General features: G+C 70.5%; 22 protein-coding genes and 2 tRNA genes. 6 read left to right on the top strand and 18 right to left on the bottom strand.

Annotated elements, in window-relative coordinates:
• Nucleotides 1-32: 32 nt before the first annotated feature.
• From NIE111_RS30410 to NIE111_RS30390, 5 genes are all read right to left on the bottom strand, one after another.
• Nucleotides 33-479: an imidazolonepropionase-like domain-containing protein gene (locus NIE111_RS30410; RefSeq protein ID WP_238687653.1), complete on the bottom strand. Its 447-nt coding sequence runs from the start codon at nt 477-479 to the stop codon at nt 33-35.
• A 2-nt stretch (nt 480-481) separates the two neighbouring features.
• Nucleotides 482-1,249: an SGNH/GDSL hydrolase family protein gene (locus NIE111_RS30405; protein WP_238687704.1), complete on the bottom strand. Its 768-nt coding sequence runs from the start codon at nt 1,247-1,249 to the stop codon at nt 482-484.
• A 173-nt stretch (nt 1,250-1,422) separates the two neighbouring features.
• The gene (locus NIE111_RS30400) at nt 1,423-2,556 is read right to left on the bottom strand and encodes a TolB-like translocation protein (RefSeq protein WP_238687652.1); all 1,134 of its coding nucleotides are present in this window, start codon (nt 2,554-2,556) and stop codon (nt 1,423-1,425) included.
• Between the two features lie 227 nt (nt 2,557-2,783).
• A complete protein-coding gene (locus NIE111_RS32165; protein ID WP_266304093.1) occupies nt 2,784-3,989 on the bottom strand; it encodes a hypothetical protein in 1,206 nt (401 codons plus the stop codon).
• Entirely contained in the window at nt 3,986-4,516 is a 531-nt protein-coding gene (locus NIE111_RS30390; protein ID WP_112726603.1) for a SigE family RNA polymerase sigma factor, read from the bottom strand. The genes NIE111_RS32165 and NIE111_RS30390 overlap by 4 nt, the downstream gene beginning before the upstream one ends.
• Before the next feature lie 140 nt (nt 4,517-4,656).
• Here NIE111_RS30390 and NIE111_RS30385 point away from each other — a divergent pair, with 140 nt between their 5' ends.
• From NIE111_RS30385 to NIE111_RS30370, 4 genes are read left to right on the top strand one after another with little or no spacing between them, the layout of a single operon-like run.
• Nucleotides 4,657-6,426, top strand: coding sequence for a proline--tRNA ligase (locus NIE111_RS30385; protein WP_238687651.1), 1,770 nt, complete (start codon nt 4,657-4,659; stop codon nt 6,424-6,426).
• Nucleotides 6,427-6,483: 57 nt separating this feature from the next.
• On the top strand, nt 6,484-6,909 hold the full coding sequence (locus tag NIE111_RS30380; protein ID WP_030487636.1) for a CBS domain-containing protein: 426 nt from the start codon (nt 6,484-6,486) through the stop codon (nt 6,907-6,909).
• Between the two features lie 35 nt (nt 6,910-6,944).
• On the top strand, nt 6,945-7,373 hold the full coding sequence (locus tag NIE111_RS30375) for a SufE family protein (RefSeq protein WP_238687650.1): 429 nt from the start codon (nt 6,945-6,947) through the stop codon (nt 7,371-7,373).
• 20 nt (nt 7,374-7,393) lie between these two features.
• The gene (locus tag NIE111_RS30370; RefSeq protein ID WP_238687649.1) at nt 7,394-8,035 is read left to right on the top strand and encodes a DsbA family oxidoreductase; all 642 of its coding nucleotides are present in this window, start codon (nt 7,394-7,396) and stop codon (nt 8,033-8,035) included.
• Nucleotides 8,036-8,109: 74 nt separating this feature from the next.
• On the opposite strand, the gene NIE111_RS30365 is transcribed toward NIE111_RS30370, so the two are convergent.
• The 5 genes from NIE111_RS30365 to NIE111_RS30345 form a co-directional block, all read right to left on the bottom strand.
• Complete coding sequence (locus NIE111_RS30365) at nt 8,110-8,658, bottom strand: YbaK/EbsC family protein (protein ID WP_091396461.1); 549 nt, start codon at nt 8,656-8,658, stop codon at nt 8,110-8,112.
• Between the two features lie 95 nt (nt 8,659-8,753).
• On the bottom strand, nt 8,754-8,948 hold the full coding sequence (locus NIE111_RS30360) for a hypothetical protein (RefSeq protein ID WP_030331904.1): 195 nt from the start codon (nt 8,946-8,948) through the stop codon (nt 8,754-8,756).
• Nucleotides 8,949-9,209: 261 nt separating this feature from the next.
• Complete coding sequence (locus NIE111_RS30355; RefSeq protein ID WP_238687648.1) at nt 9,210-9,863, bottom strand: GAP family protein; 654 nt, start codon at nt 9,861-9,863, stop codon at nt 9,210-9,212.
• A 51-nt stretch (nt 9,864-9,914) separates the two neighbouring features.
• Nucleotides 9,915-11,303, bottom strand: a complete 1,389-nt coding sequence (locus tag NIE111_RS30350; protein WP_238687647.1) for an MFS transporter — start codon at nt 11,301-11,303, stop codon at nt 9,915-9,917.
• A gap of 59 nt (nt 11,304-11,362) precedes the next feature.
• Nucleotides 11,363-11,623 carry a hypothetical protein gene (locus tag NIE111_RS30345; protein ID WP_196920384.1) on the bottom strand — a complete coding sequence of 87 codons (261 nt, stop codon included), beginning with the start codon at nt 11,621-11,623 and terminating at the stop codon, nt 11,363-11,365.
• 218 nt (nt 11,624-11,841) lie between these two features.
• Here NIE111_RS30345 and NIE111_RS30340 point away from each other — a divergent pair, with 218 nt between their 5' ends.
• The gene (locus NIE111_RS30340; RefSeq protein ID WP_238687646.1) at nt 11,842-16,311 is read left to right on the top strand and encodes a cation-translocating P-type ATPase; all 4,470 of its coding nucleotides are present in this window, start codon (nt 11,842-11,844) and stop codon (nt 16,309-16,311) included.
• A gap of 12 nt (nt 16,312-16,323) precedes the next feature.
• On the opposite strand, the gene NIE111_RS30335 is transcribed toward NIE111_RS30340, so the two are convergent.
• Nucleotides 16,324-16,626 carry a hypothetical protein gene (locus tag NIE111_RS30335; protein WP_238687645.1) on the bottom strand — a complete coding sequence of 101 codons (303 nt, stop codon included), beginning with the start codon at nt 16,624-16,626 and terminating at the stop codon, nt 16,324-16,326.
• A gap of 130 nt (nt 16,627-16,756) precedes the next feature.
• Between NIE111_RS30335 and NIE111_RS30330 the strand changes: the two genes are divergently transcribed.
• Nucleotides 16,757-17,557: an MBL fold metallo-hydrolase gene (locus tag NIE111_RS30330; RefSeq protein ID WP_238687644.1), complete on the top strand. Its 801-nt coding sequence runs from the start codon at nt 16,757-16,759 to the stop codon at nt 17,555-17,557.
• A 209-nt stretch (nt 17,558-17,766) separates the two neighbouring features.
• Here the strand turns inward: NIE111_RS30330 and NIE111_RS30325 are convergent, their stop codons facing one another.
• From NIE111_RS30325 to gyrB, 7 genes are all read right to left on the bottom strand, one after another.
• A complete protein-coding gene (locus tag NIE111_RS30325) occupies nt 17,767-18,165 on the bottom strand; it encodes a CBS domain-containing protein (protein ID WP_372488434.1) in 399 nt (132 codons plus the stop codon).
• A gap of 487 nt (nt 18,166-18,652) precedes the next feature.
• A tRNA-Ala gene (locus NIE111_RS30320) sits at nt 18,653-18,725 on the bottom strand.
• A 42-nt stretch (nt 18,726-18,767) separates the two neighbouring features.
• Nucleotides 18,768-18,896, bottom strand: a complete 129-nt coding sequence (locus NIE111_RS30315) for a DLW-39 family protein (protein ID WP_209444550.1) — start codon at nt 18,894-18,896, stop codon at nt 18,768-18,770.
• A gap of 42 nt (nt 18,897-18,938) precedes the next feature.
• A tRNA-Ile gene (locus NIE111_RS30310) sits at nt 18,939-19,012 on the bottom strand.
• 150 nt (nt 19,013-19,162) lie between these two features.
• Nucleotides 19,163-20,077, bottom strand: coding sequence for a DUF3566 domain-containing protein (locus NIE111_RS30305; RefSeq protein ID WP_238687642.1), 915 nt, complete (start codon nt 20,075-20,077; stop codon nt 19,163-19,165).
• 4 nt (nt 20,078-20,081) lie between these two features.
• Nucleotides 20,082-22,604: a DNA gyrase subunit A gene (gene gyrA, locus NIE111_RS30300; RefSeq protein ID WP_238687641.1), complete on the bottom strand. Its 2,523-nt coding sequence runs from the start codon at nt 22,602-22,604 to the stop codon at nt 20,082-20,084.
• 130 nt (nt 22,605-22,734) lie between these two features.
• Nucleotides 22,735-24,681 carry a DNA topoisomerase (ATP-hydrolyzing) subunit B gene (gyrB, locus tag NIE111_RS30295; RefSeq protein WP_238687640.1) on the bottom strand — a complete coding sequence of 649 codons (1,947 nt, stop codon included), beginning with the start codon at nt 24,679-24,681 and terminating at the stop codon, nt 22,735-22,737.

Here is a 24,681-nt window from a genome sequence, read left to right as displayed (position 1 = left end):
ATCGACTCCACAGTGGAGATCTTCCGACCTGTTCAGGCGCGACGGTGGGCGATCCGACCAGCGACGACTGTCACCAGACAGGCCCCGTCGACGCCGTGCACCGCGAGGTCGGCCCGCCCGGCCGACCGCAGCGTCGGCGCCACGGCGGTGGCCAGCACCAGCAGGTCACCGCGCTCGGCTGCGGCCCGCAGGGCGGGGTCGGCAAGGTGTTCCGCCAGCACCGCCGTCACCCCGGTACGCAGCAGCGCGTGCACCCGCTCACGCGGGGTCGGCGCGGGCGGAAGCGGGCCGACGTGCAGCAGACCCGGCCCCAGCGTGCCGGGCCAGCGGCGAACTCGGGCGTTGGCGTACGCCGAACTCAGCTCGGCCAGCGGGCCGACGGCCTCGATCCGGTCGCCACTGACCAGCACGGCGTGGTCGGGCAACGACTCGCCGTCCCGGTCGCGGCGCAGCAGGGCCGCCGTGTGCAGGGTGATCATGCTCAGTCGACGAGCGGGCCGAGTTGCGGGCGCTTCGCCGTCACAGTGTCGCCGGACGACCGACCGGTCAACCGCCGCTTCACCCAGGGGGCGAGGTACTGACCGGCCCACCGCAGGTCGGAAGCGCGGGCGGCCAGCCACGGCGACGGCGACGGGTGTGGCGGGACCATCAGCCACTCCTCGTCGCAACCAACCCCGAGGGCGTTCAACACCTGCCCGGCGACCCGGCGATGCCCGGCCGGGGAGAGGTGCAGCCGGTCGGTGCTCCAGAGCATGGGGTTGAGGAACGTGTCGTCGGCGTACAGGTCGACCATGATGGCGCCGTGCCGCTCGGCGGTCTCACCGACCGCCTGGTTGAGCAGCTGCACCCGGGGGGCGACGAGGCGTTGGCCGGGGAGTCGGGCCATCACGTCCGCGAACCGGAAGAGGAGCACGTCCGCGCCACCCGAGCGCAGTTGCCGGACCACCTCGTCGAAGCGCGCGACAAGCGTGTCCGGGTCGAAGGTGCGCCGCAGCACATCGTTGCCACCGGCCGCGAAGCTGATCAGGTCGGGCTTCATCGCGACGGCGGAGGGCACCTGCTCGGCGACCACGCTGGGAAAGAGCCGGCCCCGGATGGCCAGGTTCGCGTACCGGAAGTCGGGCCCCGCGTCGGCGGCGAGCCGGGTCGCCACCAGGTCCGCCCAGCCCCGGAAGGTCCCGTCCGGGTACGCGTCGTCCATACCCTCGGTGAAGCTGTCCCCGACCGCGACAAAACTGCGCCAGCGCACCCGCGCCTCCCTCACGCCACTCGTTGCCTGCGGCGACCAGTCTGTCACCGCAGGAACGCCCGGCACCGCCCCGAATCCACTACGTGTCGGAGGTCATTGCACAGACGACGGGCGGAACCGGCCACCCCCGTGAGTGGCCGGTCCCTCGTACCCGGTGACGCGGCACCGGGAGCTCAGCCCAGCAGACCACCCCACGGCTGGCCGGCAGGCACCGACGCGGTGGCCAGCACCCGGCCACTGGCGGCGTACCGGACCAACCGGTACGCCGGCGCGCCGTCGGCCGGCGTCGCCGCGTTGATCTGCACCACCAGGCCGCCGTCGGCCAGGACGACCCCGTCGACGGCTTCGCCATGCCCGGTCGCCTGCTTCCACGCCGGGTCCAACGGCGCCAGCTCGGTGACGGCCCCGCTGACCGCGTCGAGCCGGTAGTTGCGGAACCGCTCGCTGCACCCACATCCCCCGGGGCTGGTCGTGTGGGCGCTGATCACCAGCGTCCGGCCGTTGCCGGAGACCGCCGCCACCCCACCAATGACGAGGCCGGCGGGGAGGCGCGGGCTGATCGCATGTCGGACGCCTCGCTCGTCCCCGATCGCCACGGTCTGCGCGCCGACCTGGGCGATCCATCCGCCGGACACCGTCGGGCACTTCGGGTAGTGGGTGGCGAGCACCTTCTGCCCAGTCCCGTCGGCGTTGACCGCGATGAGCGTCAGCTCCTTCTCCCGCCCCAGGCCGTACAGCACCCGCCCGGAGTCGAGCCAGCTCGGCGCGCAGGTCTGCTGGCCCTGGGTCGGGATGACGTGCCGCTTCGTGCCGTCGAACGCGCTGATCACCAGCCGGCGGGCGGACCCTTCCACCCAGGCCGCCCGTCGGCCGTCCGGCGAGACGGCGAGCGGGCCGTTGAGGGCTTTGCCGTTCTGGGGACGGCCCGAACGCTCCACCTGCCACGTCCCAGCAGGGGTACGCCGCCAGATCCGGGCCGGGTCGTTCTGCTTCTGGCCGTGCTCCTCGGCGGTGTACCAGGTGAGCTGCGGCCACTGCGTCGAGCCGACCGCCGGGCGGGCCGGCGCGACAGCCGGGGCCGCATCCGGCACGGAGCCGCCGGTGCCGGCGGCCGAGGTGTCGCCGGCCGAGGGAGCGGCGGCGGTGGCGGTGGCCGATTCGGCCGGAGCGGGCGCGGCCTTCGGGTCGGCGGTGCCGCAGGCAGCCACACCGAACGCCAGAAGCAGCAGGGCAGCGGTACCGGCGAGCGCACCGGAACGACGGGCCGAGGCGGGACGGGTGGTGTGGGTGAACGGGCCGAGGTTCATCGTTTCCATCCTTTGTGGAGGCTCACAGTGCCTGGCACCACCCAAGACGAGCCCCTGGCCCTGCCGAGTTGCCGCCGCGGCGCGCTACTACCTGACAGTCGGATCCGCTCGCACCGGCAACCTTTTCCGCAGTTCACCGACCGTGATCAACACCGCCTGGCCGGCGGTGCGCAGACGCGGAAAGGGCGAGCCACCCGAGGGTGACCCGCCCGTCTCGCGCCGATCGGTCAGTCGACGACGGCCAGGATCTGCTCGTTCTTCAGACTCGCCGGCTCAGCGGTCTCGGAGATCTTCCTGCCGTCCTCGTCCACCAGCAGCAGCGCGTACCCGCTGCCGGCCTTGACCCGCACGACCATCGAGCCGTCCGACTGGAAGTAGACCTGTTCCAAGGTGCGCCCACCCAACGGCAACGAGACCTGCTTGCCCGTACGGGTGTCCAACACCACATTGGCCCGCAGATCACGCGCGAGGTTGCCGTCGTCCTCACCGAGTTTCATTCGCAGCAGGGCGATCCGGGAACCGTCCGGGGAGAGACTAGCGATGTCGTTGCTGTGCCAACCGTCGAGGGAGAAGCCGGGGATGGCTCGCTTCTTCGTGCCGTCCGTGCCGTAGAGCACGACCCCGGCATCGACCGTGACCCCGACATCGGTGGTCATGGCGATGGTCTTACCGTCCGCCGACCAGACGGCATGGCAGGCCGAAGGTTCGGTGCGCCACCAGCGCACCGTCCTCTTCTCGGAGCGCGTATCCAATAACCCGAACCGGCCATGGCCACCGCCTGGCAAATCCACGCGGAACAGCAACTGCCGCCCGTCTGGGGACCAGGCCGGAGTGACGCAGTACGGGTCGACCTCCGAGCGCATCTTCTGTTTGTTCGACCCGTCGACGTTGGCGATGTAGAGGTCGCCGCTGTCCTCGGCATCCTCGCCCGACCAGGCCACCCGGCGGCCATCCGGCGACACGTTCACGTTGAGGATCGCTGCTGTGTGCGGCAGCTCCATGAGTCGCACCGGGCTCTCACCCGGACGCCATGACCGCAGATTCCCGTTCTCGCCGACGGGGTTCCTGGCGGGGCCGTAGAAGAGCTTGCCGAACTGCACGGACGGGGTGTTCGTGCCCGTTCCGCCGCTGGGTGGGGCGCCGGGGGTGTCGCCGGCGCTGGTGGAGGGCGTCGGGGTGGGGGACGCCGACGGCGTCGGAGTCGCGGTGACCGACGGGGTGTCGGCGGGCAGCGGGGTCGGGGACTGGTCCGGTCGGATGGCGAAGGCGGTACCGGCCGCCGCGGCGATCAGCACCAGCGCGGCTGCCGACGTGGCCACCGCCCGTTGGATGCCGAGCCGGCGGGACGTACGCAGGGTCCGGTCCCGCAGGTCGACCGAGGTGACCTCGTCGGCCAGGGCGGTCAAATCGAGCCGGAGGCGCTGGTCGTTCATCGGGTACTCCCTTCCAGGACGTACAGCTCGGCGAGTTCGGGTGCGACGGTGCGCAGCCTGGCCAGTGACTTGGCCGTCTGGCTCTTCACGGTGCCGATCGTGACGCCGAGCAGGTCCGCCGCCTCCGCCTCGGTGCGGTCCTCGAAGAACCGCAGCACCAGCACGGCACGTTGCTTCGGGGAGAGCTTCGCCAGTGCCGCCCGCAGGGTGAGCCGCAGACTGGTCTGGTGGGCGTGGTCCGGGGCCGAGTCGCCTCCGCGTGGCTCGGGCAGGTCGCCCGGCATCGACTCGGGTACCCGGCGCCGACGCCACCAGGACACCTGTAGGTGGTACATGGTCTTGCGGGTGTACGCCTCGGCGTTGCCGCTGTGGTGCAGGCTGTTCCAGGAGCGGTGGGTCCGGGCCAGGGCCGACTGGACGAGGTCCTCGGCCAGGTGCTGGTCGCCGGTGAGCAGGTAGGCCGAGCGCAGCAACGCTGGCGTGCGGGTACGGACGAACGAGTCGAACTCACTCAGCAGAGGGTCCACACGGGCCAATCCTTCAGGTCGGGGTACGAGGACTTGGTGTCCTTGCAGACGCCAGCAACGGCGCCGATGGTTGCCGGCATCGGGTCCGCTCGGATCGAAATGGATCGCTCATCCTGTCGCACCGGCCGTAGGCTGCGCGGATGCTGCTACGCATGTCGACCCTGTTGCTGCGGACCCTGCGCGAGGATCCGGCCGACGCGGAGGTGCCGAGCCATCGGCTGCTGCTGCGCGCCGGCTACATCCGTCGTGCCGCACCGGGCGGCTACACCTGGCTGCCGCTGGGCAAGCTGGTGCTTGATCGGATCACCGAGGTCGTACGCGCCGAACTGGTGGCGATCGGCGACCAGGAGGTGCACTTTCCGGCGCTGCTGCCCGCCGAGCCGTACCGCACGAGTGGCCGGTGGACGGAGTACGGCGACGACATCTTCACCCTCGCCGACCGGCGCGGTGCCGAGCACCTGTTGGCGCCCACCCACGAGGAGATGGCGGCGCTGCTGGTCAAGGACCTGTTCACCTCGTACCGGGACTTCCCGGTGACGCTGTTCCAGGTGCAGACGAAGTTCCGCGACGAGGCGCGGCCTCGGGCCGGGTTGCTGCGCGGCCGGGAGTTCCTGATGAAGGACGCGTACTCCTTCGACCTGGACGAGGCGGGGCTGCGGGAGGCGTACGGGCGGCATCGCGCCGCGTACCGGCGGATCTTCGACCGGTTGGGGCTGGACTACACGGTGGTGCAGGCGATGTCCGGCGCGATGGGCGGCTCCGCGTCGGAGGAGTTCCTGGCGGCGACGCCGGTCGGCGAGGACACCTTCGTGGGCTGCACCTCCTGCGATTTCGCGGCGAACACCGAGGCGGTGGCCACCCGGGTGCCGAGCGCCGGTGACCCGAGCGCGCAGCCGGCCGTCGAGGTGCACGACACTCCGGAGACTCCGACGATCGCCAGCCTGGTGGAGTTGGCGAACGCGCGCCAATTGGGCGGTCGGGCCGGCTGGACCGCCGCCGACACCCTGAAGAACGTCGTGTTGTCAGTTCGTCAGCCGGGTGCCGACCGGGCCGAACTGCTGGTCGTCGGGCTGCCCGGTGACCGGGAGGTCGACCTGAAGCGGGTCGGTGCCGCGCTGCACCCGGCACAGGTGACCGTCTTCGACGAGTGGGCCGAGCATCCGGAGCTGGTTCGCGGCTACATCGGCCCGCAACTGCTCGACAAACTGGGCATCCGCTATCTGGTCGACCCTCGGGTGGTGACCGGGTCTGCCTGGCTGACCGGAGCGAACGAGTCGGGCCGACACGCGACCGACGTGGTGTGCGGACGGGACTTCACACCCGACGGCACCATCGAGGCGGCCGACGTCCGCGCCGGCGACCCCTGCCCGGAGTGCGAGGCGGGCGAGCTGACCATTCGGCGGGGCATCGAGATCGGGCACATCTTCCAGCTCGGCCGCCGCTTCACCGACGCCTTCGCTGTCGACGTGCTCGGGCCGGCCGGCAAGCCGGTCCGGCCGACGATGGGCTGCTACGGCATCGGGGTTTCCCGGGCGGTGGCGGCCGTGGCCGAGCAGCACCACGACGACCGGGGACTGGTCTGGCCGGCGGCGGTCGCGCCGTGTGACGTACACCTGGTGGTTGCGGGCAAGGGCCCGCAGCTCGACGCGGCGCTGGAGCTCGGCGGGCGTCTCGCCGCCGCCGGCCTGCGGGTGCTTGTCGACGACCGCACGCACGTCTCGGCCGGGGTCAAGTTCACCGACGCCGAGCTGATCGGCATCCCCCGGGCCGTCGTGGTCGGCCGCCGGCTCGCCGAGGGGTACGTCGAGCTGCGCGAGCGGGCCGGCGACGGGCACACCGAGCTGCCGCTGGACGGTCTGGTGGATCGACTCGTCCACGAGGTACGCCAGGTTCGTGCGAGCCTGGTGTAGCTGCCGCGTCACGGGGTAGTGCTGTCGGATCGGGTGGAAACGTCTTCGGAGGCTCTCATGACCGGTTACCGGGTCAGTGACGTGATGACCAAGCAGGTCGTGTACCTGCCGGCCGAGACCACCCTGGACGAGGCGGCCAGGGTGATGAAGGAGGCCGACATCGGTGATGTGGTGGTCACCGACGGCGCCAGCCTCGCCGGCATGCTCACCGACCGGGACATCGTGGTGCGGGCCGTGGCGGAGAACAGCTCCCCCGCGGCCACCACCATCGGCTCGATCGTCACCCGCGAGGTCGTCATGATCGAGCAGCACTGCACTGCGGGTGAGGCGGCGGCGCTCATGCGGGATCGGGGCATCCGGCGGGTGCTGGTCTGTGACAGTGACCGCAAGCTGGTGGGGATCGTCTCGCTCGGCGACCTGGCCATGCAGCTCGACCCCACCAGCGCGCTCAGCGAGATCAGCGAGCAGTCACCCACCGTGTGACCGGGGCCCCGGCAGGACGGCGGTAGCCTCGACGCATGGCTGACATGCCGGCCCGACTGGCCGAGATCGTCGACGAGTTCGCCGCCGCGCCGCGCGACCTGGTTCTGGAGCTGCTCCTGGAGTACTCGGACGTGCTCCCGGCGCTGCCGGAGGGCACCGCGGAGCGCGAGGGCATGGAACAGGTGCCCGAGTGTCAGACGGCGTTCTTCCTGCGCGCCCGGGTGACCCCGGAACGCACAGTGGAGACGCTCTTCGACTGCCCGCCGGAGGCGCCCACCACCCGAGCGTTCGCCGGGATCCTCGCCGAGGGGTTGGCGGGGGCGAGCGCCGAGCAGGTGCTGGCCGTGCCGGACGACCTGTATCAGCGGATGGGGCTGGCGCAGGCGATCAGCCCGCTGCGGATCCGTGGCGGCACGGCGATCCTGGGCCGTCTCAAGCGGCAGATCCGGGAACAACTCGGCTGACCGCGAGGTTGCCACCGATCATGGAGATCGAGATCTACGCGGACGTCATCTGCCCGTGGTGCTACATCGGCAAGCGCCGCCTGGATGAGGCCCTGGCCAGCTACGAGGGCGAGGTGACGGTCCGCTACCGACCGTTCCAGCTCGACCCGTCGCCGGTGACGCAGCCCTTGCCCCTGGTGCAGGCGCTCGCCGGAAAGTTCGGTGGTCCGGAGCGCGCCCGGCAGATGGTCGACCACGTGACCCAGGTGGCGGCGGCCGACGGGCTGCGGCTCGACTACGACCGCGCGGTGATCGCCAACACCTTCGACGCGCACCGGCTGGTCTCCTGGGCGACCGACCAGGGCAGGGCGGCGGAGATGGTGGAGGCGCTCTACCAGGCGCACTTCAACAACGGGGTCGACGTCGGCTCGCGGGAGGCGCTGGCCACCCTGGCCGGTGAGATCGGTCTCGACGCGGCCGACGCGCGCCGGTTCCTCGACTCCGACGAGCGCGTCTCCGACGTCGCCGCCGACCTGGCCGCCGCCCGGGATCTGGGCATCACCAGCGTGCCGACCTTCGTGCTGGCCGGGAAGTACGCGGTTTCCGGCGCGCAGGAGGTGCAGACGTTGCTTGCCGCGCTCGCCGAGGTCGAGCAGCGCGAGTCGGCCACCCACTCACACTGAGTTACCAACGGCCGGGCGTCCGGCATCGATGATCACGATGTTTCACGTGCAACAACATTGATGCCGATGCCTGGTCAGACCGGCCTGGCCAGCCCTTCCACCACCTGGGCTCCCGGTAGCGCACCCAATGCCGGCCCCGGCAGCGCTATCTTGCTGTGCCGTACGCCGGACCCGACGATCACGTGCGGTGTGGCGATGACCCGCGCGTCCACCAGGATCGGCCACTGCGCCGGCAGCCCGATCGGGGTGATGCCGCCGTACTCCATGCCGGTCAACTCGACAGCGTCGTCCATCGGGGCGAAGCTCGCCTTGCGGACGTCCAACGCCCGGCGGGCCACCCCGTTCACGTCGGCCCGGGTGGTGGCCAGGATGATGCAGGCCGCGTAGCGGACCACACCCTCACGCTTGCCCGCCACCACGACACAGTTGGCCGACACGTCCAACCCCACCTCGTACGCCGCGCAGAACGCCGCGGTGTCGGCGAGGTCCGCGTCGATCGGCGCGACCAGCACGTCGTTGACGTCCACCGGCGCGTCGGCCGGCCACTGCGCGATGGCCTCCGCTACCGGCGGGGCGAGCAGATCCAGGCGGGCGCGGGCCGGTTCGGTCTTCAGCGTTCCCATCACGGGTGCGATCCTCGCATCCGCGACGCTGAACCGCCCAGCGGCTCCCCGGCCCCCCGGCGACGCCACCGGACCGGGCCGGATCGATCCGGCGCTCAACTGCCCGCGAGGAACGCGTTGTCGCGCATGAAGGAGCGGTCGCGGGCAGCCGCCAACTCCTCCTCGCGCTGAGCCTTGGCCCGTTGCAGCTCCAGATCCTCGAACGCGTGCCGGACACCCAGCCGGATCACGCCGTAGAGGAAGACGAAGCCGAAGACGTAGAGGATCACAGTGGTGACGACAGCGAACATGACGTCACGGTAAGACGAACGTGAACCGTTGTTGCTCTCATTTCCGGCCGGTTCCCCCGTACGTGTCGGCCAGGTGGTCGGCGGCTGGCGGCGGGCGGCCCGGACGCTGATCTCGTCGTCGCGCAACCGGCCCAGCACCGCACGGCCCAGACTGCCGGACGCCCCGGTGACCAGAGCCCTCATCTCGTCCTCCTGCCAACCGATCCGATCCGTACCTGGCGTCGACGAGACGGCGCCGCAACCCGTGACGGCCGACGCCACTCACCCCGATCGGATCAGGTCCAACACGGTGAGCAGCGCGAAGAACGCGATCACGATCTCGTTGACGATCCAGGCATGCCCCTCGGCCCATTCCCGCATCCGGGTCAGCACCCGCGAGGCCCTGCTCCCCAGCAGCAGCAACGCCAGCAGAGGCAGCGCGAGCAGAAGCACTGTGAGCAGCACGAACGGCACCAGGTGCCACCACGGCAGATCATGACGGGCCACACTCGCCCCGACGGTGGCCATGGTCAGGTCGTCGGTGGGCGTCGCCACGAAGAGCAGCGCACCCAGTCGCAGCGCCCGCGCCGTACCGGCGTGCTCGATGCTGCCCAGCCAGCGCGGCGGCCCGGAGCGGTCCCGGCGGACCCAGATCAGCACGGCCAGGCACACCAGCAGGGCCAGCACCACCAGGTCGATGACGGGACCTCGATCGACCTTCCCGGCGACGGCGCTGGCGTCGGCGGCCACTCCGCCCACCAGGCGGGTGAACAACCAGGCCACCGTCACCCCGGCGGCGACCACCAGCCCCGCGCCGGCGAGGAAGCCCAGCGACGCCGCCCGGGGCCGGTCCGACGAGGCCAGGAAAACGGCCACCACCAACTGCGTCCCGGCGACCATGACCACGGCGAGCGGCAGAATGGTCAGGAGGTTCATCGCCCGCCATCCTTCCGGCACGAACGGGCGGGACACGGCCGAATCCCCGGATCACCCGGCCTGTCGCGCACTCCCGCCCACCACGACCCGGCCGGCCAACAACGCCCCGAGCAGCGCCAGCCCAGCGGTCACCACGAGCGTCGTCGTGTAGCTGGCCGGGCCCGGCGCACTTCCCGCCGCCAACACGGCCCCGGTCAACGCGAGCACGGTCGCCGCGAACAGAGAGTCGCTCAGCTGCAGTGAGGAGCTGTTGCGGCCCTGCTCACCTGGTGCGGACAACTCCAGGGTGAGCACCGACAACGACGGATAGAGCAGCCCCATGCCCAGACCGGCGATCGCCCAACCGAGCACGGCGACGGCCACCGGCAGCTCGGGCCGGACGGCCAGCGCGACAGTGGCGGTGCCGACCGTGATGCAGGTCAACCCGGCACGCGGCAGACTGGCCCGCGACGCTGGCACCGGGATCCGGCCCTGCAACCAGGAGCCCGCCGACCACGCCAGCGCGCCGACAGTGAGGACCAGCCCGGCCGCCGTCGGGGAGAGGCCCCGTTCCCGGGAGAGCATCAGCGGGATGACCACTTCGGCGCCGACGAAGGCCGCCGACGCCAGCCCCCGCAGCCCCACCACTGTGGGCAACCCGCGCGCGGCCCGGAGGAACCCGGCCGGCAGAAGGCGCGGGGCGCAGACCAGCAGGCCGACGACGGCGAGCGCGACAAGCACCAGAGCTGTGACACCGCGCTGCTGTCCCCCGATGTGCAGCAGTGCGGCACTCACCGCGGCCCCGCACGCCCAACCGATCCGCGCGGCCGCACCCGTCGGCGGGCGCGTTGTAACACTTCGGCCCAGCGACCGCAGGCCGGGATGGATCAGCAGCACCGCCGGAACGGCCACGGCCGGCACGGCCAGGAAGACCCACCGCCAGCCCAGGTACTGCACGATCAGGCCGGCGACAGCCGGCCCGACAAGCGACGGTACGACCCACGCCGCCGCGAACGCAGCGAAGATCCGCCGGTGCAGCTCCTGCGGGTACGCCTGCCCGACGATCACGTAGAGCGCCACCGAGAGCAGCCCGGAGCCGAAACCCTGCACGACCCGCCCGACGACCAGCGCGCTCATCACGGGGGCGGTCCCGGCGATCAGCAACCCGACCACGAACCAGGCGACGCCATGCCACATCGGCCCCTTGGGACCCCGCGCGTCGCACCAGATGCCGGAGACCACCATGGCCAGCACACCGGTGGCGAACGGGCCACCGAACGCGATCCCGTAGAGCGCCAGCCCGTCCAGGCTGCGCGCGACGGTCGGCATCGCCGTACCGACCGCCAACGCCTCGAACGCGAGGAGTGAGATCAGCGCGACACTGCCCACCGTCATCGCGCGCAGCCGCGGTGCGAAGAGGCCCGGTGCGGCGGGTGTGGCGGTGACGGCTGTGCTCGGCATCGACCGAGCATGCGACCTCAACCCTGATTCATGTCAACCGTCCGGTGACCTGGCTCTCGTCAGGCGTCCTGCAGCGCCTCCCCGACACCGCGCACCAGGCCGGAAAAATGCTGGTCTGCCAGCAGGTGACCGGCGGTGATCACCACAGCGATCGGCCACTCGATGACCTGTAGCGCGGCGAGCACCCCGAGCCCGGCGTAGTAGGCGACCTTGTCCGGTGGTGGCACCGCCACCTCACCCAGCATCGGCAGTTGCACCCGCCGGTTGTACATCGTGACGTTCTCCCGTGAACCGTTGAGATGTCGCGTCAGCGTGCTCATGCCGGCCTCCCCATGTCCGGTGATGGTCGTCGGGTTCCACGGCCCATCCCGTCCATGCGCCAGCGACTGCGGAAAATTCCGCCACTCAGGGGGCATAACGGATGGCAGGTCGGGAAGCCAGGCCGCCGGACGTGAGTGCGGTGGGAGGACGACATGGCCAAGGTCAGGACGATCGGCAACAGGGAGCCGGGCCGGCGCCCGTCCAGCCGTACGCCTCGATGACGGCGGCGGGTCGCGCTGCCGGCCGGATCCTGCCGTCCTTCGGCGTGCCGCACCTGGTCGGCGAGGCGTCCCGGTCGGTCAGCTCGGCCGCGGTCCGGCTGGCCCGGTCGGCCGGGCTGACGCGGCGTCGGGTCTGGTCCCGACCGGGCCGGCACCACATCGAGGTGCACGGTGTCTGCCAGGACGGTGGCAACCGGCTGGCCCGTCAGGTGGAGGGCGCACTGGAGCAGATGCCCGGGGTGGCCTGGGCCCGGGTCAACGCACCCTCCGGCCGGGTGGTGGTCGCCGTCCAAGCCCCCGAGCCGACGTTGCGCGACCTGATCGCCACCATCGACCGCGTCGAGCGGACCTGCGACCACGAACCCGACCCGGAGATCCCACCGCCGCACCCACCGGAGGAGGGGCCGCGCACGCCACGCACCCTCGGCGCGCTCGCCTCGGACGCGTTGGGCCTGACCATCTCGGCGGCCACCCGGATCCTGCCGTTCGCGCCGCTGCCCGGTGAGGTGGCGGGCCTGCTCTCCGCAGTGGATCTTCAGCCGAAGCTGCACGAGTTCATCGGCAGACGGCTGCGCTCCGACCCGCGCGCCGACATCCTCTTTCCGCTGGCCGAGGCGGTGGTGCAGGGCTTGACCGGCCGCTGGACGGGCATCGTCCTGGACGGCGCCCAACGGGTCGTGCAGTGGGGTGAGGATCGGGCCCAACTCTCCGCCTGGGAGAAGGCCGAGCCACGGCTGACCGGCGACGCCGAACGGGCCACCGCCCGCTGGCCGGTGATCGAACGTCCGCGGCCGAAGCCGGACGGCCCGGTCGAGCGGTACATCAACCGCATGCTTGCCGCCGGCGCGGCCGCCGGTGCGGCGGCGGTGCCGTTCGCCGGCCCGAAGCGGGCCACCGCGCTGGGCCTGTCCGCGCTGCCGAAGGCGCCAGGCAGCGGCCGCGAGGGGTACGCGGCTCAGCTCGGCCGGATGCTGGCGCGGCGTGGTGTGATCGCGATGGACCGGAGTGTGCTGCGCGAACTGGACCGGATCGACACGCTCGTGCTCGACGCCGCTGTGCTCGGCTCGGACCGGGGCGTCCTGGCCGATCTGGCGCCGGCGGCCGACGCGGACGTCGACCAGGTGGCCGAGCGGGCGTTCGCGTTGTTCGACCCCGACGAGCCGTCCGCTTCCCGGACGGCGGACGGCTGGCGGCTCGGGCCGCTGGAAAAGATGCCCGCGAACGACTCGGACATCCCGGACGCGGCCCGGTTGCGGTCCGCTGGCGGCCAACTCCTCGGCCTCGCCCACGGCGACCGGCTCGCCGCCCTGTTGCGGGTCGAGCCGGAACCCGCGCCGGGCGTCGACGGCCTGCCCGCCGCCGCCCGACATGCCGGCCTGCGGCTGGTCGTCGCCGGCGGCGACGAGCAGCGGTACGGCTTCGCCGACGCGATGCTCCCCGGCGGCGACCAGTTGGCCGAGTCGGTACGCGCGTTGCAGCGCGACGGCGCAGTGGTGATGCTGGTCTCCGCGGACCGGAAGGCACTCGGCGCGTCCGACTGCGGTCTCGGGTTCGCCGCTCCGGAAGAGCTGCCGCCCTGGGGCGCGCACCTGCTGGTCGGTGCCGACCTGCGGGTGGTGGCGCTGGTGATCGAGGCGACCGGGGTGGCCCGGCGTACGGCTCAACAGAACATCCGGCTGGCCATGGCCGGCACCGGTCTCGGGGCGTTGGGCGCGTTCACCGCCCCACCGACCCAGTTGCCGCACCGGGCGCTCGTCGCGGTCAACGGCGCGGCCGGGCTGGCCTTCGCCAACGGGGTCTGGCAGGCCCGCCGGTTGCACGACCAGTCGGACACCCCGGCGCCCGTGGCAACGGCCTGGCACCTGATGCCCGTCGGCACCGTGCTCGACCACCTGCGCTCCACCCCGGACGGCCTGGCCGGCGCCGAGGCGCAGCGCCGACGCCACGGTTCCGGTGACAACGGCGGCGCCGCACCCGGAAGTGGCGGGCTGCTGCGTGCCTTCGTGGACGAGTTGTCCAACCCACTCACTCCGGTGCTGGCCGCCGGGGCGGTGCTCTCCGCGTCGTTCGGCTCACTTGTCGACGCCGCGCTGGTGGGCAGCGTGGTCGGTGGGTCCGCCCTGATCGGGGCGGTGCACGAACGCAACACGGAAAGGTCGCTGGCGGAGCTGCTGTCGCGCTCGGCGGTGACCGCCCGGGTCCGCCGGGACGGCGCCGAGCAGGTTCTCGCCGCCGAGGACCTGGTCCTCGGGGACGTCATCGCCCTCGAACCGGGCGACTCGGTGCCCGCAGACTGCCGGGTGCTCGAGTCGGTGGGCCTGGAGGCCGACGAGTCGTCGCTGACCGGTGAGTCGCTGCCGGTCGCCAAGTCCAACCGACCGGTGGTAGCCGCCGCCATCGCCGACCGACACTCGATGCTCTACGAGGGCACCACAGTCGCCGCCGGGCACGGCACCGCAGTGGTGGTGGCGACCGGCAACGACACCGAGTCCGGACGCAGCCTGGCGTTGGTGCGGCAGGCACCCCCCACCAGTGGGGTGGAGGCTCGGCTCGGCGCGTTGACCAGCGCCGCCATCCCGTTGGCGGCCGGTTCCGCTGTGGCGGTGGCCGGCGCGGGCCTGCTTCGAGGCGTACCCCTTGCCGAAACGGCGGCGACCGCCGCGAACCTCGCCGTGGCGTCCGTGCCGGAGGGGCTGCCGTTCCTGGTCAGCGCGGCGCAGCTGGCCGCGGCCCGGCGGCTGGCCGAGCACGGCGCGTTGGTCCGCAACCCGCGCACCATCGAGGCGCTGGGCCGGGTGGACGTGCTCTGCTTCGACAAGACCGGCACCCTCACCGAGGGCAAACTGCTGCTGGCCGGGGTCGGCGACAGCGTCGGCGACCGGTACGCCCCGCTGGACCGGTTGGACGACCGACTCCGGATGACGCTGGCCGCGGCGCTGCGGGCCACCCCCGCCGCGAAGAATCCGGAGGAGTTGGCGTTGCAGACCGACCGGGCGGTCCGGCGGGGCGCCGGCGAGGCCGGGGTGGTGGAGCAGACCGGTGCCGCCGGGTGGCGGGCCGCCGGGGGGCTGCCGTTCGAGCCGTCCCGCGGCTACCACGCCAGCATCGGACAGACCGACGGTCACCTGTTGTTGAGCGTCAAGGGTGCTCCGGAGACGGTGCTGCCGCGCTGTTCGTCCCGGCGCTTGGACGGTCGTCAGGAGCCGCTGGACGACGCCGGTCGCGCGGAGCTGGAGCGGATGCTCGCCGACCGGGCCGGTGCGGGAAACCGGATCCTGGCAGTCGCGGAGTGCCCGGTGAACGACCCGAAGGTGACGGACTCCGACGTTCGAGGGCTGACCTTCGTGGGTTTCCTGGCCCTCGCTGACGGTGTCCGGGAGAGCGCGGCCCCGGCGGTACGCCGGATCCGGCAGGCCGGCGTGCACACCATCATGATCACTGGGGATCACCCGGCCACCGCGGAGGCGATCGCCGCCACCATCAGTGAACACGACGAACAGCGGGTGGTCACCGCCGCCGAACTCGACAAGCTGGACGACGACGCGCTCGCCGAGCGGTTGGCCAACACCGACGTGGTGGCCCGCTGCACCCCTGCGCACAAGGTGCGGATCATCCAGGCGTTGCAGAAGTGCGGGCGGACCGTGGCGATGACCGGCGACGGCGCCAACGACGCCCCGGCGATCCGGCTGGCCGACGTCGGCATCGCCCTCGGTCAACGGGGCACCCCGGCCGCCCGCGCGGCAGCCGACCTGGTGGTCACCGACGACCGGCTGGAAACCATCATCGCCACCCTGATCGAAGGGCGGGCGATGTGGTCGTCGGTGCGGCACGCGCTCAGCATCCTGGTCGGAGGCAACCTCGGCGAGATCGCGTTCAGTGTGCTGACTGCTGCGGCGACCGGCCGATCCGCGCTCACCGGACGACAACTCCTACTGGTCAACCTACTCACCGACCTGGCGCCGGCGCTCGCCATCGCGGTCCGGCCACCCGCGTCGGACCGCACCGACGCGCTGCTCCGGGAGGGCCCGGACACGGCGCTCGGCGAGAGCCTCACCAGAGAGATCGGGCTGCGGGCGGCAGCCACCACGCTGGGCGCTACCGCGGGCTGGACGTTGGCCCGCTACACCGGACGCCGTCAGCGGGCCGGCACCGTCGCCCTGGTCTCCCTGGTCGGCACCCAACTCGGACAGACCATCCTGGCGGGCGGCACCAGCCCGGCCGTGCTGGCCTCCACGGCGGCGTCACTGGGCGTGCTCGTCGTGGTCGTGCAGACGCCGGGCGTGAGCCAGTTCTTCGGCTGCACCCCGCTCGGGCCGGTGGGCTGGACCATCGGGGCCGGGTCGGCGCTCGGCGCGACCTTCGCCAACGGCGCGCTCACCAAGCTTGTGGAACGTCTCCCGGAGGCCCGACCCAACCGGACCGAATCCGGTGCCGAGCCTGCGGCGGACGGTGGTTCCGCCAACTGACCGGCGGCGGAACTAGCGCGTCGGGAAGGCCTCCCGTACCGGGCCCGACTCGGCCCAGCAGTGGCCGCCCCGGAACTCGACGCCCGGGATGTTCTCGACGAGTCGGCTGATGTCCGCGACGCTGGCCAACGAGGCGGTCGGACTGCCCCGCAACTCCTCACCGGCCGTGTCGAGGTCGTCCTCCTCAGCGGGCCAGTCGATCCCGGCGGATCGCAGATCGGCCACCGCGTGACCGGTCACGGCAGCCGAATCGGTGACAACCACGTCGACACGGCAGTACAGGTGCAGGATGACGGGCTCCGGCTGTTCGTCCACCCACGAATCATGGCGAGCGCGGTGCCGGGTGAAAAGCCGATTCCTCAGTGCTGGCGGTCCACCAGCCGCCAGGAGGTGAGCCGCATGCCGACGGCTCATCGGGGTACCGGAGCGGCAGGAGGTGGGCACGATGGCGGAGCAACCCCAGGTCACGTTCATCGGCACCGCGACGACTGTGCTGCGGATCGGCGGCTTCACCCTGCTGACCGACCCGAACTTCCTGCACCGGGGTCAGCGCGCGTACCTGGGCAAGGGGTTGTGGTCGCGCCGACGCACGGACCCGGCGCTGCGGATCGCCCAGCTCCCAGAACTGGACGCGGTGGTCCTCTCCCACCTGCACGGCGACCACTTCGACCGGGTGGCCCGTCGGGAACTGGACCGCGAGCTGCCCATCGTCACCACCCCCGCTGCGGAACGAAAGCTGCGCCGCTGGGGCTTCCGGGCCGCCCAGGGCCTACCGACCTGGTCGTCCCGGGAGCTGCACCGCGACGGTACGACAGTGCGGCTGACCTCGATGCCCGGCCAGCACGGCCCGGGCGCACTGGATCTGCTGATGCCCGACGTGATGGGCACGATGATCGACGTGGAACGGTCCGGGCGGCGGGAGTTCCGGCTCTACGTCACCGGCGACACTCTCAACCGGCCGCTACTCACCGCCATCCCCGAACGCTACCCGGACATCGACGCGATGCTGATCCACCTCGGCGGCACGACGGTCGCCGGGATCCTGCTCACCATGGACGCCCGCCAGGGCGCGGACCTGGTGGAGCTGGTCCGTCCACAGCTGACCGTGCCCATCCACTACGACGACTACCCGGTGTTCCGCTCACCGCTGGCGCACTTCGTCGACGAGGCCCGCCGCCGTGGCTGGGCGAAGCAGGTACGCACCATCGCCCGCGGCGAGACCGTCCCGCTCACTCCGCCCGCCTGACGGCGCTGTCGGCTCCGGGGGCTCCGGCCCCGGCCCCGGCGGCCAGATGACAAAGAGCGATATACCTCAGAGTCATATTCATACCCCAGAGTCATAACGCTCGCACCGAATACCTCGCCCCACCCCGACCTGCCGGCACGGATCGCCGGAGTACGCGAATCGCCGCCGGCCGGCGGACCGGCGGCGGCGATCATTGACAGGCGCGAAGGTCAGCCGCGCTCGGAAATGGCCTCGATGAGGTCGCCGACCGGGCGCTCGGGGAGGGAACGGGCCACATCGGCCACCGCCACGATGCCCACCAGTTCGTGGCCATCGATCACCGGCAGCCGGCGTACCTTGTGCTGGCCCATTGTGCGAAGGATCTCGGCCGCGTCGTCGTCCGCGCCGATGGTCACCGCCTCGCCCTGTGCCAGCTCACCGGCCGTCACGTTGGCCGGGTCGCGACCCTCGGCCAGCACCTTCACCACGATGTCGCGGTCGGTCAGCATGCCCTTGAGCCGGTTGTCGTCGCCGCAGATCGGCAGAGAGCCGACCCCCAATTCGGCCATCCGCTTCGCGGCCGCCTTCAGGTCGTCCTGCTCGCGAACACAGGTCACATCGTTCGTCATGATCTCGCGTGCCGTAGGCATTGGTATGACACCTCACTTCCGGGGGTTGGTGCCGTTTCTCCTGCCCCGGTCGGCGCCTGCCATGCCGCCCGCTGTGTCGTCACCACTCGTCCGAGCGGAGAGGGGCCCGGTAGCGTCACTGATCCGCATCGAAGCAATGTGGAGGCGAGGATGCCCGAACCAACCCGTGCGGTCGCCCTGGCGGCGTTGACCGAACTGTGGGAGCAGTGGGGCGCGGGTTGATCGAGGCGATCGAACCCGAGCCGGGCTTGGTCGGCCCGCTGGCAAAGGACTACGAGTGCGTCGCTGAGGCGATCGCCGTAGCCGCCGCTGCCCCGCTGCGGCAGCCTTGAGTGCTTTGTCGGCCAAGGCGCTGCACCGAACCGATCGCGCGATCGTCAGGCTGCCTCAGCCATTGATCGACTGATGGGCGAGGATGGACGACGTAGCTGTGTTCGGGAACGAGATCAACCGAGGAAAGTGCTCGTGGAGCCCAGGGGACTCGAACCCCTAACCCCTGCCTTGCAAAGGCAGTGCTCTGCCAGTTGAGCTAGGGCCCCGCGGGTGGCCTTGGCGACGATCGCTCGTCGCCGGGCCGAGCGTCAGCGCAGGTCGGGCGCGGTGGTCGCCTCGTGCCACAGGGCACGCTCGTCGTTCGACGCCTTGATCTTGTTGAACACGACGGCGGCCACACCGACGACGCCAGCCAGAATCAGCAGCTTCTTGAACATGGGGCGACCCCTCGCGCTCGACTACCGTCGGACGACATGCGGTGGGGCTAGATGGAATCGAACCATCGACCTCAGAGTTATCAGCTCTGCGCTCTAACCGACTGAGCTATAGCCCCGCGTTGCGACGAGCAAGATTAACCCATCCGCTGCGCCGGCCCCAAATCGGGGTCCAGCTTGCGAGCCAGGCCCGTCGCCGCCTGCAAAACCTACCCGAGTACGGGACGCCGGAGCGACCGCTTTCCGCGGTGCCCCGGCGTCCCGGTCACTCAGTCCCGCTCGGCGAGGGTCAGCTCGATCCCGCCGACCAGGTCAGCGCAAACGTTGTAGACGAACGCGCCAAGGGTGGCCAGCGCGGTGAACAGCACCACGTTGACCAGGCCGATCAGCGCCGAGCTGAGGATCACGCCCTTGGCGGTGATCTGGAAGCCGCTGGTGCTCTGCCCACCGCCGGCGTTGACCAGATCACTCAGGCTGTCGTTGACGCTCTGGAACACACCCATCGCGTCCAGCGCCAGGTAGAGCACCGAGGTGGCGACCACCACGACGATGAAGAGCACCACCGACACCGCGAATGCGAACTTCATCACGGACCAGGGGTCGATCCGCTTGAGGTTCAGCCGGGCCCGACGCGGTCCGCGGGAGGCGGCCGAGCTGACCGACGTACGCGCGGCACGCACCGCGTCACCGACGCGGGCTGCGCCGACGGCGGACGCGTTGCCGATTCCCGGTGGCAGGCCACCACCGCTGGCCGGGCGGCCGGCAGCGGCGGCCGTACGCGTCGCGTCCGGCTGCGGCTGGGTCATCCCGGGTGTGATCCGCGGCTGGGTGCCGGTGGACCCGGTTGACGCCGCCTGACCGGGCCGGAGACCGATTGGCTGGGTGGTCGCCGGACGTGCCGAGGGTGCCGCCGCCGGACCAGGAGGACTGGTGGCGGCCGACGTCGGCGCCTCGGCGCTGGGCGTCTCGGTCTTGTCGCTGGACTCGCCATCTTCGCCCGGCTGCTCCGGCGGGGGTGTCATACCTGGAGCCCTGGTGAACTTCGGGGCAGGCGCGTCGGCGGGGACCGTCGCCCGGCCCACGGCCGCGCGGCCGGTCGCTGGTGTGCCGCCCTTGGCGGCCTCCTCGTCGACCGGTTTGGCCGAGGTCCCCGAGTTCCCCGACTTCGCCTGTGTCTCCGTCATTCAACTAGTCCTGTTCGTCAGGCTCGTCGGCATTGCGAGCAATCGCCACGATAGTCACGCCGTCCGGGAGGTCCATCAGCTTGACCCCCATTGTGTTCCGGTCACGCGTACGCCGTACAGGCTTCACCGGAGTCCGAATGACACCACCGTTGCTGGTGATCGCGAACAGCTCGTCGTCCGGATCGATCACCACCGCGCCAACCAGACCACCGCGCCGTTCGGTGATCTTTGCAGTCAACACGCCCTTACCTCCCCGGCCCTGCACCGGGTATTCCTCGATCGGGGTTCGCTTCGCGTATCCCCCGTTCGTGGCCACCAGAACGTCCAAACCATCCCGCACGACTTCCATGGCGAGCAGGACGTCGTCGTCCGTGAAGCGCATGCCGATCACGCCCGACGTGGCCCGGCCCATCGGCCGCAACGCCTCGTCCGAGGCGTTGAACCGGATCGCCTGCGCCTTCTTCGAGACCAGCAGCAGGTCGTTCTCCGGCGCAACCAGCGCAGCACCGACCAGCTCGTCCTCATCGCGCAGGTTGATCGCGATGATGCCGCCGGAACGGTTGGAGTCGAACTCCTCGAGCCGCGTCTTCTTCACCAGGCCGTTCTTCGTGGCCAGTACCAGATAGGGGGCTACCTGGTAGTTCGGGATCTCAATGATCTGCGCGATCTGCTCGTCGGGTAGGAAGGCGAGCAGATTGGCCACGTGTTGGCCCTTGGCTACCCTACTGGCCTCCGGCAACTCGTACGCCTTGGCCCGGTAGACGCGGCCCTTGTTCGTCAAGAACAAGATCCAGTCGTGGGTTGAGCAGACGAAGAAGTGGCTGACGATGTCGTCCTGCCGCAGCGTGGCGCCGCTGACGCCCTTACCGCCGCGCCGCTGGGAGCGGTACAGATCGACCTTGGTCCGCTTGGCGTACCCGGTGCGGGTGATCGTGACGACCACGTCCTCGCGGGCGATGAGGTCCTCCATCGAGACCTCGCCGTCGAACGGGATGATCTGCGTCCGCCGGTCGTCGCCCCACTTGGTGACGATCTCGCCCAGCTCCTCCGAGACGATCTTCCGCTGCCGCTCGGGCTTGGCGAGGATGTCCTTGAGGTCGGCGATCTCGATCTCGAGCTTCGCCAGGTCGTCGATGATCCGCTGCCGCTCCAGGGCGGCGAGCCGGCGCAGCTGCATGTCCAGGATCGCGGTCGCCTGGATCTCGTCGATCTCCAGCAGCCGGATCAGGCCCTGCCGGGCATCGTCCACCGTCGGAGAGCGCCGGATCAGGGCGATCACCTCGTCCAGCGCGTCCAGCGCCTTGCCCAGGCCGCGCAGGATGTGTGCCCGCTCCTCGGCCTTGCGCAGCCGGTACGCGGTCCGCCGGCGGATCACGTCGATCTGGTGCTCGACGTAGTAGCGCAGGAACTGGGCCAGGTTGAGCGTGCGCGGCACCCCGTCGACCAGGGCCAGCATGTTGGCGCCGAAGGTCTCCTGGAGCTGGGTGTGCTTGTAGAGGTTGTTCAGCACGACCTTCGCGACCGCGTCGCGCTTGAGCACCAGGACGATCCGCATGCCGGTACGACCGGAGGACTCGTCGCGGATGTCGGCGATCCCGGCGAGCTTGCCCTCCTTGATCAGCTCGGCGATCCGCTCGGCGAGGTTGTCCGGGTTGACCTGGTAGGGCAGCTCGCTGACGACCAGGCAGGGGCGGCCCCGCTTGTCCTCCTCGACCTCCACCACGGCGCGCATCCGGATCGAGCCGCGACCGGTGCGGTACGCGTCCTGGATCGCTGTGGTGCCGACGATCAGGCCGTGGGTCGGGAAGTCAGGGCCCTTGACGATGCCGAGCAGGGCTTCGAGGGTGGTTTCCTCGTCCTCCTCCGGGTGCTCCAGGCACCACTGCACCGCCGCGCCGATCTCCCGCAGGTTGTGCGGCGGAATCTTGGTGGCCATGCCGACCGCGATGCCCTCGGAGCCGTTCACCAGGAGGTTGGGGATTCGCGACGGCAGGATGGTGGGCTCCTTGGCCCGGCCGTCGTAGTTGTCCTGCAGGTCGACGGTGTCCTCGTCGATGTCCCGCAGCATCTCCATGGCGAGGGGGTCGAGCTTGCACTCGGTGTATCGCATGGCGGCGGCCGGGTCGTTACCCGGCGAGCCGAAGTTGCCGTTGCCGTCGACCAGCGGGTAGCGCAGCGACCAGGACTGCGCCATCCGGACCAGCGCGTCGTAGATCGCCGAGTCGCCGTGCGGGTGGAACTGACCCATCACGTCACCGACGACGCGGGAGCACTTCACGTAGCCGCGGTCCGGACGGTAGCCGGAGTCGAACATCGCGTAGAGGATCTTGCGGTGGACCGGCTTGAGGCCGTCCCGGACGTCCGGCAGCGCGCGACCGACGATGACGCTCATCGCGTAGTCGAGGTAGGAGCGCTGCATCTCCACCTCGAGCCCGACCGGTTCGATCCGGTCGTGCGCGACCACCGCGGCGATGGCCTCGGCGGGAACCTCGGGCTCGTTCGGTGTGGACTCGGGAGAATCGGTCACTGTATACCCTTATCAGACTCAGAGTCGTTTTCGTGCTGTGGATAACGGCTGTGGATACCGGCCAAGCTGTGGATAACTCTGTGGACCGCCGGATCGGCCGGGCACCGCCCGGCCGATCCGCAGCAGTCCGTCAGATGTCCAGGAACCGCACGTCCTTGGCGTTGCGCTGAATGAACGACCGGCGCGCCTCGACGTCCTCACCCATCAGCACACTGAACAACTCGTCGGCGGTCGCCGCGTCGTCGAGAGTGACCTGACGCAGGGTACGCGTCGCCGGGTTCATTGTGGTTTCCCACAGCTCGGGATAGTTCATCTCGCCGAGGCCCTTGAAGCGCTGAATGTCGTCCGGCTTGGCGTTCGGCTTCTTCTGCTGCCGCAGCGCGATCAGACCGTCCCGCTCGCGGTCGGAGTACGCGTACTGGGCGTCGTCGCCCTTCTTGTTCCACTTGATCTTGTAGAGCGGCGGGGCGGCCAGGTAGACGTTGCCCATCTCGACAAGCGGACGCATGAAGCGGAACAGCAGGGTGAGCAGCAGCGTCTGGATGTGCTGGCCGTCGACGTCCGCGTCGGCCATCAGCACCACCTTGTGGTACCGCAGCTTCTCCATGTCGAAGTCGTCGTGGATGCCGGTGCCCAGCGCGGTGATCAGCGCCTGGACCTCGTTGTTCTTCAGCACCCGGTCGATCCGGGCCTTCTCCACGTTGAGGATCTTGCCGCGGATCGGCAGGATCGCCTGGGTCCGCGGGTCGCGACCCTGCTTGGCCGAGCCGCCGGCCGAGTCACCCTCGACGATGAACACCTCGGACTCGCGGGGGTCGGTCGACTGGCAGTCGGCCAGCTTGCCCGGCATCGAGCCAGACTCCAGCAGCGACTTGCGCCGGGCCAGCTTGCGCGCCTGCTGCGCGGCAATCCGGGCGCGGGCCGCCTGGGACGCCTTCGTGATGATCATCTTGGCCTCGGCCGGGTTGCGGTCGAACCAGTCGACCAGCCGGTCGTTGCAGACCCGCTGCACGAAGCTCTTCACCGGGGTGTTGCCCAGCTTGGTCTTGGTCTGGCCCTCGAACTGCGGATTGGCCAGCTTGACCGAGATGATCGCCGCGAGCCCTTCGCGGATGTCCTCGCCGGAGAGCTTCTCGTCGCCCTTGAGGAGCTTCTTGTCGGTGCCGTACCGGTTCACAACGCTGGTCAGCGCGGACCGGAAGCCCTCCTCGTGGGTGCCGCCCTCGTGGGTGTTGATCGTGTTGGCGAAGGTGTAGACCGACTCGCCGTACGACTCGTTCCACTGCATGGCGATCTCGAGGGACATGCCCTCCTCTTCGGCCTCGAACTCGACCACTGTCTTGTGGATCGGGCTCTTCGAGGCGTTGAGGTGCCGGACGAAGTCGGCGATGCCGCCCTCGTAGTAGAAGGTGACCTCGCGCTGCCGGCCGTCCTCCTCCTCGGCCACCCGCTCGTCGAGCAGGTGGATGCGCAGGGCGCGGTTGAGGAAGGCCATCTCCTGCAGACGCCGGTAGATGGTCTGGAAGTCGAAGTCGACGGTCTCGAAGACGTCGGGGTCGGGCCAGAAGGAAACCGCCGAGCCGGTGCGGTCGGTGGCCTCGCCCTTCTCCAGCGGGCTCGGCTTGGAGTTGGTGTAGTGCTGCCGCCACACGTTGCCGGACTTGTGGATCTCGACGAACATCTTGGTGGAGAGCGCGTTCACCACTGAGACACCGACGCCGTGCAGACCGCCGGAGACCGCGTACGCCTTGCCGTCGAACTTGCCACCCGCGTGCAGGATGGTCAACGCGACCTCGACACCGGGCTTCTTGAGCTTCGGGTGGAGGTCGACGGGGAAACCACGGCCGTTGTCGGTGACCCGGACGCCGCCGTCGGCGAGCAGCACCACGTCGATGGTGTCGCAGTATCCGGCCAGCGCCTCGTCGACCGCGTTGTCGACGACCTCCCAGACGAGGTGGTGCAGACCGCGCTCGCCGGTGGACCCGATGTACATACCGGGCCGCTTGCGAACCGCCTCCAGCCCCTCGAGAACGGTGATCGACTCTGCGCCGTACTCCTGCTTGTCCTGCGCTGCCAC

Origin of the sequence: Micromonospora hortensis (assembly GCF_022230935.1) — a bacterium.
Lineage (GTDB): Bacteria > Actinomycetota > Actinomycetes > Mycobacteriales > Micromonosporaceae > Micromonospora > Micromonospora hortensis.
Note: the sequence above shows the minus strand (reverse complement) of the source record. Positions and strands in the feature narration are given on the sequence as shown.

What these genes read in the sequence shown, in the direction of transcription:
- NIE111_RS30410 (WP_238687653.1), bottom strand. Translation starts at nt 479, where the DNA reads ATGATCACCCTGCACACGGCGGCCCTGCTGCGCCGCGACCGGGACGGC.
- NIE111_RS30400 (WP_238687652.1), bottom strand. Translation starts at nt 2,556, where the DNA reads ATGAACCTCGGCCCGTTCACCCACACCACCCGTCCCGCCTCGGCCCGT.
- NIE111_RS32165 (WP_266304093.1), bottom strand. Translation starts at nt 3,989, where the DNA reads ATGAACGACCAGCGCCTCCGGCTCGATTTGACCGCCCTGGCCGACGAG.
- NIE111_RS30385 (WP_238687651.1), top strand. Translation starts at nt 4,657, where the DNA reads ATGCTGCTACGCATGTCGACCCTGTTGCTGCGGACCCTGCGCGAGGAT.
- NIE111_RS30380 (WP_030487636.1), top strand. Translation starts at nt 6,484, where the DNA reads ATGACCGGTTACCGGGTCAGTGACGTGATGACCAAGCAGGTCGTGTAC.
- NIE111_RS30375 (WP_238687650.1), top strand. Translation starts at nt 6,945, where the DNA reads ATGGCTGACATGCCGGCCCGACTGGCCGAGATCGTCGACGAGTTCGCC.
- NIE111_RS30370 (WP_238687649.1), top strand. Translation starts at nt 7,394, where the DNA reads ATGGAGATCGAGATCTACGCGGACGTCATCTGCCCGTGGTGCTACATC.
- NIE111_RS30365 (WP_091396461.1), bottom strand. Translation starts at nt 8,658, where the DNA reads ATGGGAACGCTGAAGACCGAACCGGCCCGCGCCCGCCTGGATCTGCTC.
- NIE111_RS30360 (WP_030331904.1), bottom strand. Translation starts at nt 8,948, where the DNA reads ATGTTCGCTGTCGTCACCACTGTGATCCTCTACGTCTTCGGCTTCGTC.
- NIE111_RS30355 (WP_238687648.1), bottom strand. Translation starts at nt 9,863, where the DNA reads ATGAACCTCCTGACCATTCTGCCGCTCGCCGTGGTCATGGTCGCCGGG.
- NIE111_RS30350 (WP_238687647.1), bottom strand. Translation starts at nt 11,303, where the DNA reads ATGCCGAGCACAGCCGTCACCGCCACACCCGCCGCACCGGGCCTCTTC.
- NIE111_RS30345 (WP_196920384.1), bottom strand. Translation starts at nt 11,623, where the DNA reads ATGAGCACGCTGACGCGACATCTCAACGGTTCACGGGAGAACGTCACG.
- NIE111_RS30340 (WP_238687646.1), top strand. Translation starts at nt 11,842, where the DNA reads ATGACGGCGGCGGGTCGCGCTGCCGGCCGGATCCTGCCGTCCTTCGGC.
- NIE111_RS30330 (WP_238687644.1), top strand. Translation starts at nt 16,757, where the DNA reads ATGGCGGAGCAACCCCAGGTCACGTTCATCGGCACCGCGACGACTGTG.
- NIE111_RS30325 (WP_372488434.1), bottom strand. Translation starts at nt 18,165, where the DNA reads ATGACGAACGATGTGACCTGTGTTCGCGAGCAGGACGACCTGAAGGCG.
- NIE111_RS30315 (WP_209444550.1), bottom strand. Translation starts at nt 18,896, where the DNA reads ATGTTCAAGAAGCTGCTGATTCTGGCTGGCGTCGTCGGTGTGGCCGCC.
- NIE111_RS30305 (WP_238687642.1), bottom strand. Translation starts at nt 20,077, where the DNA reads ATGACGGAGACACAGGCGAAGTCGGGGAACTCGGGGACCTCGGCCAAA.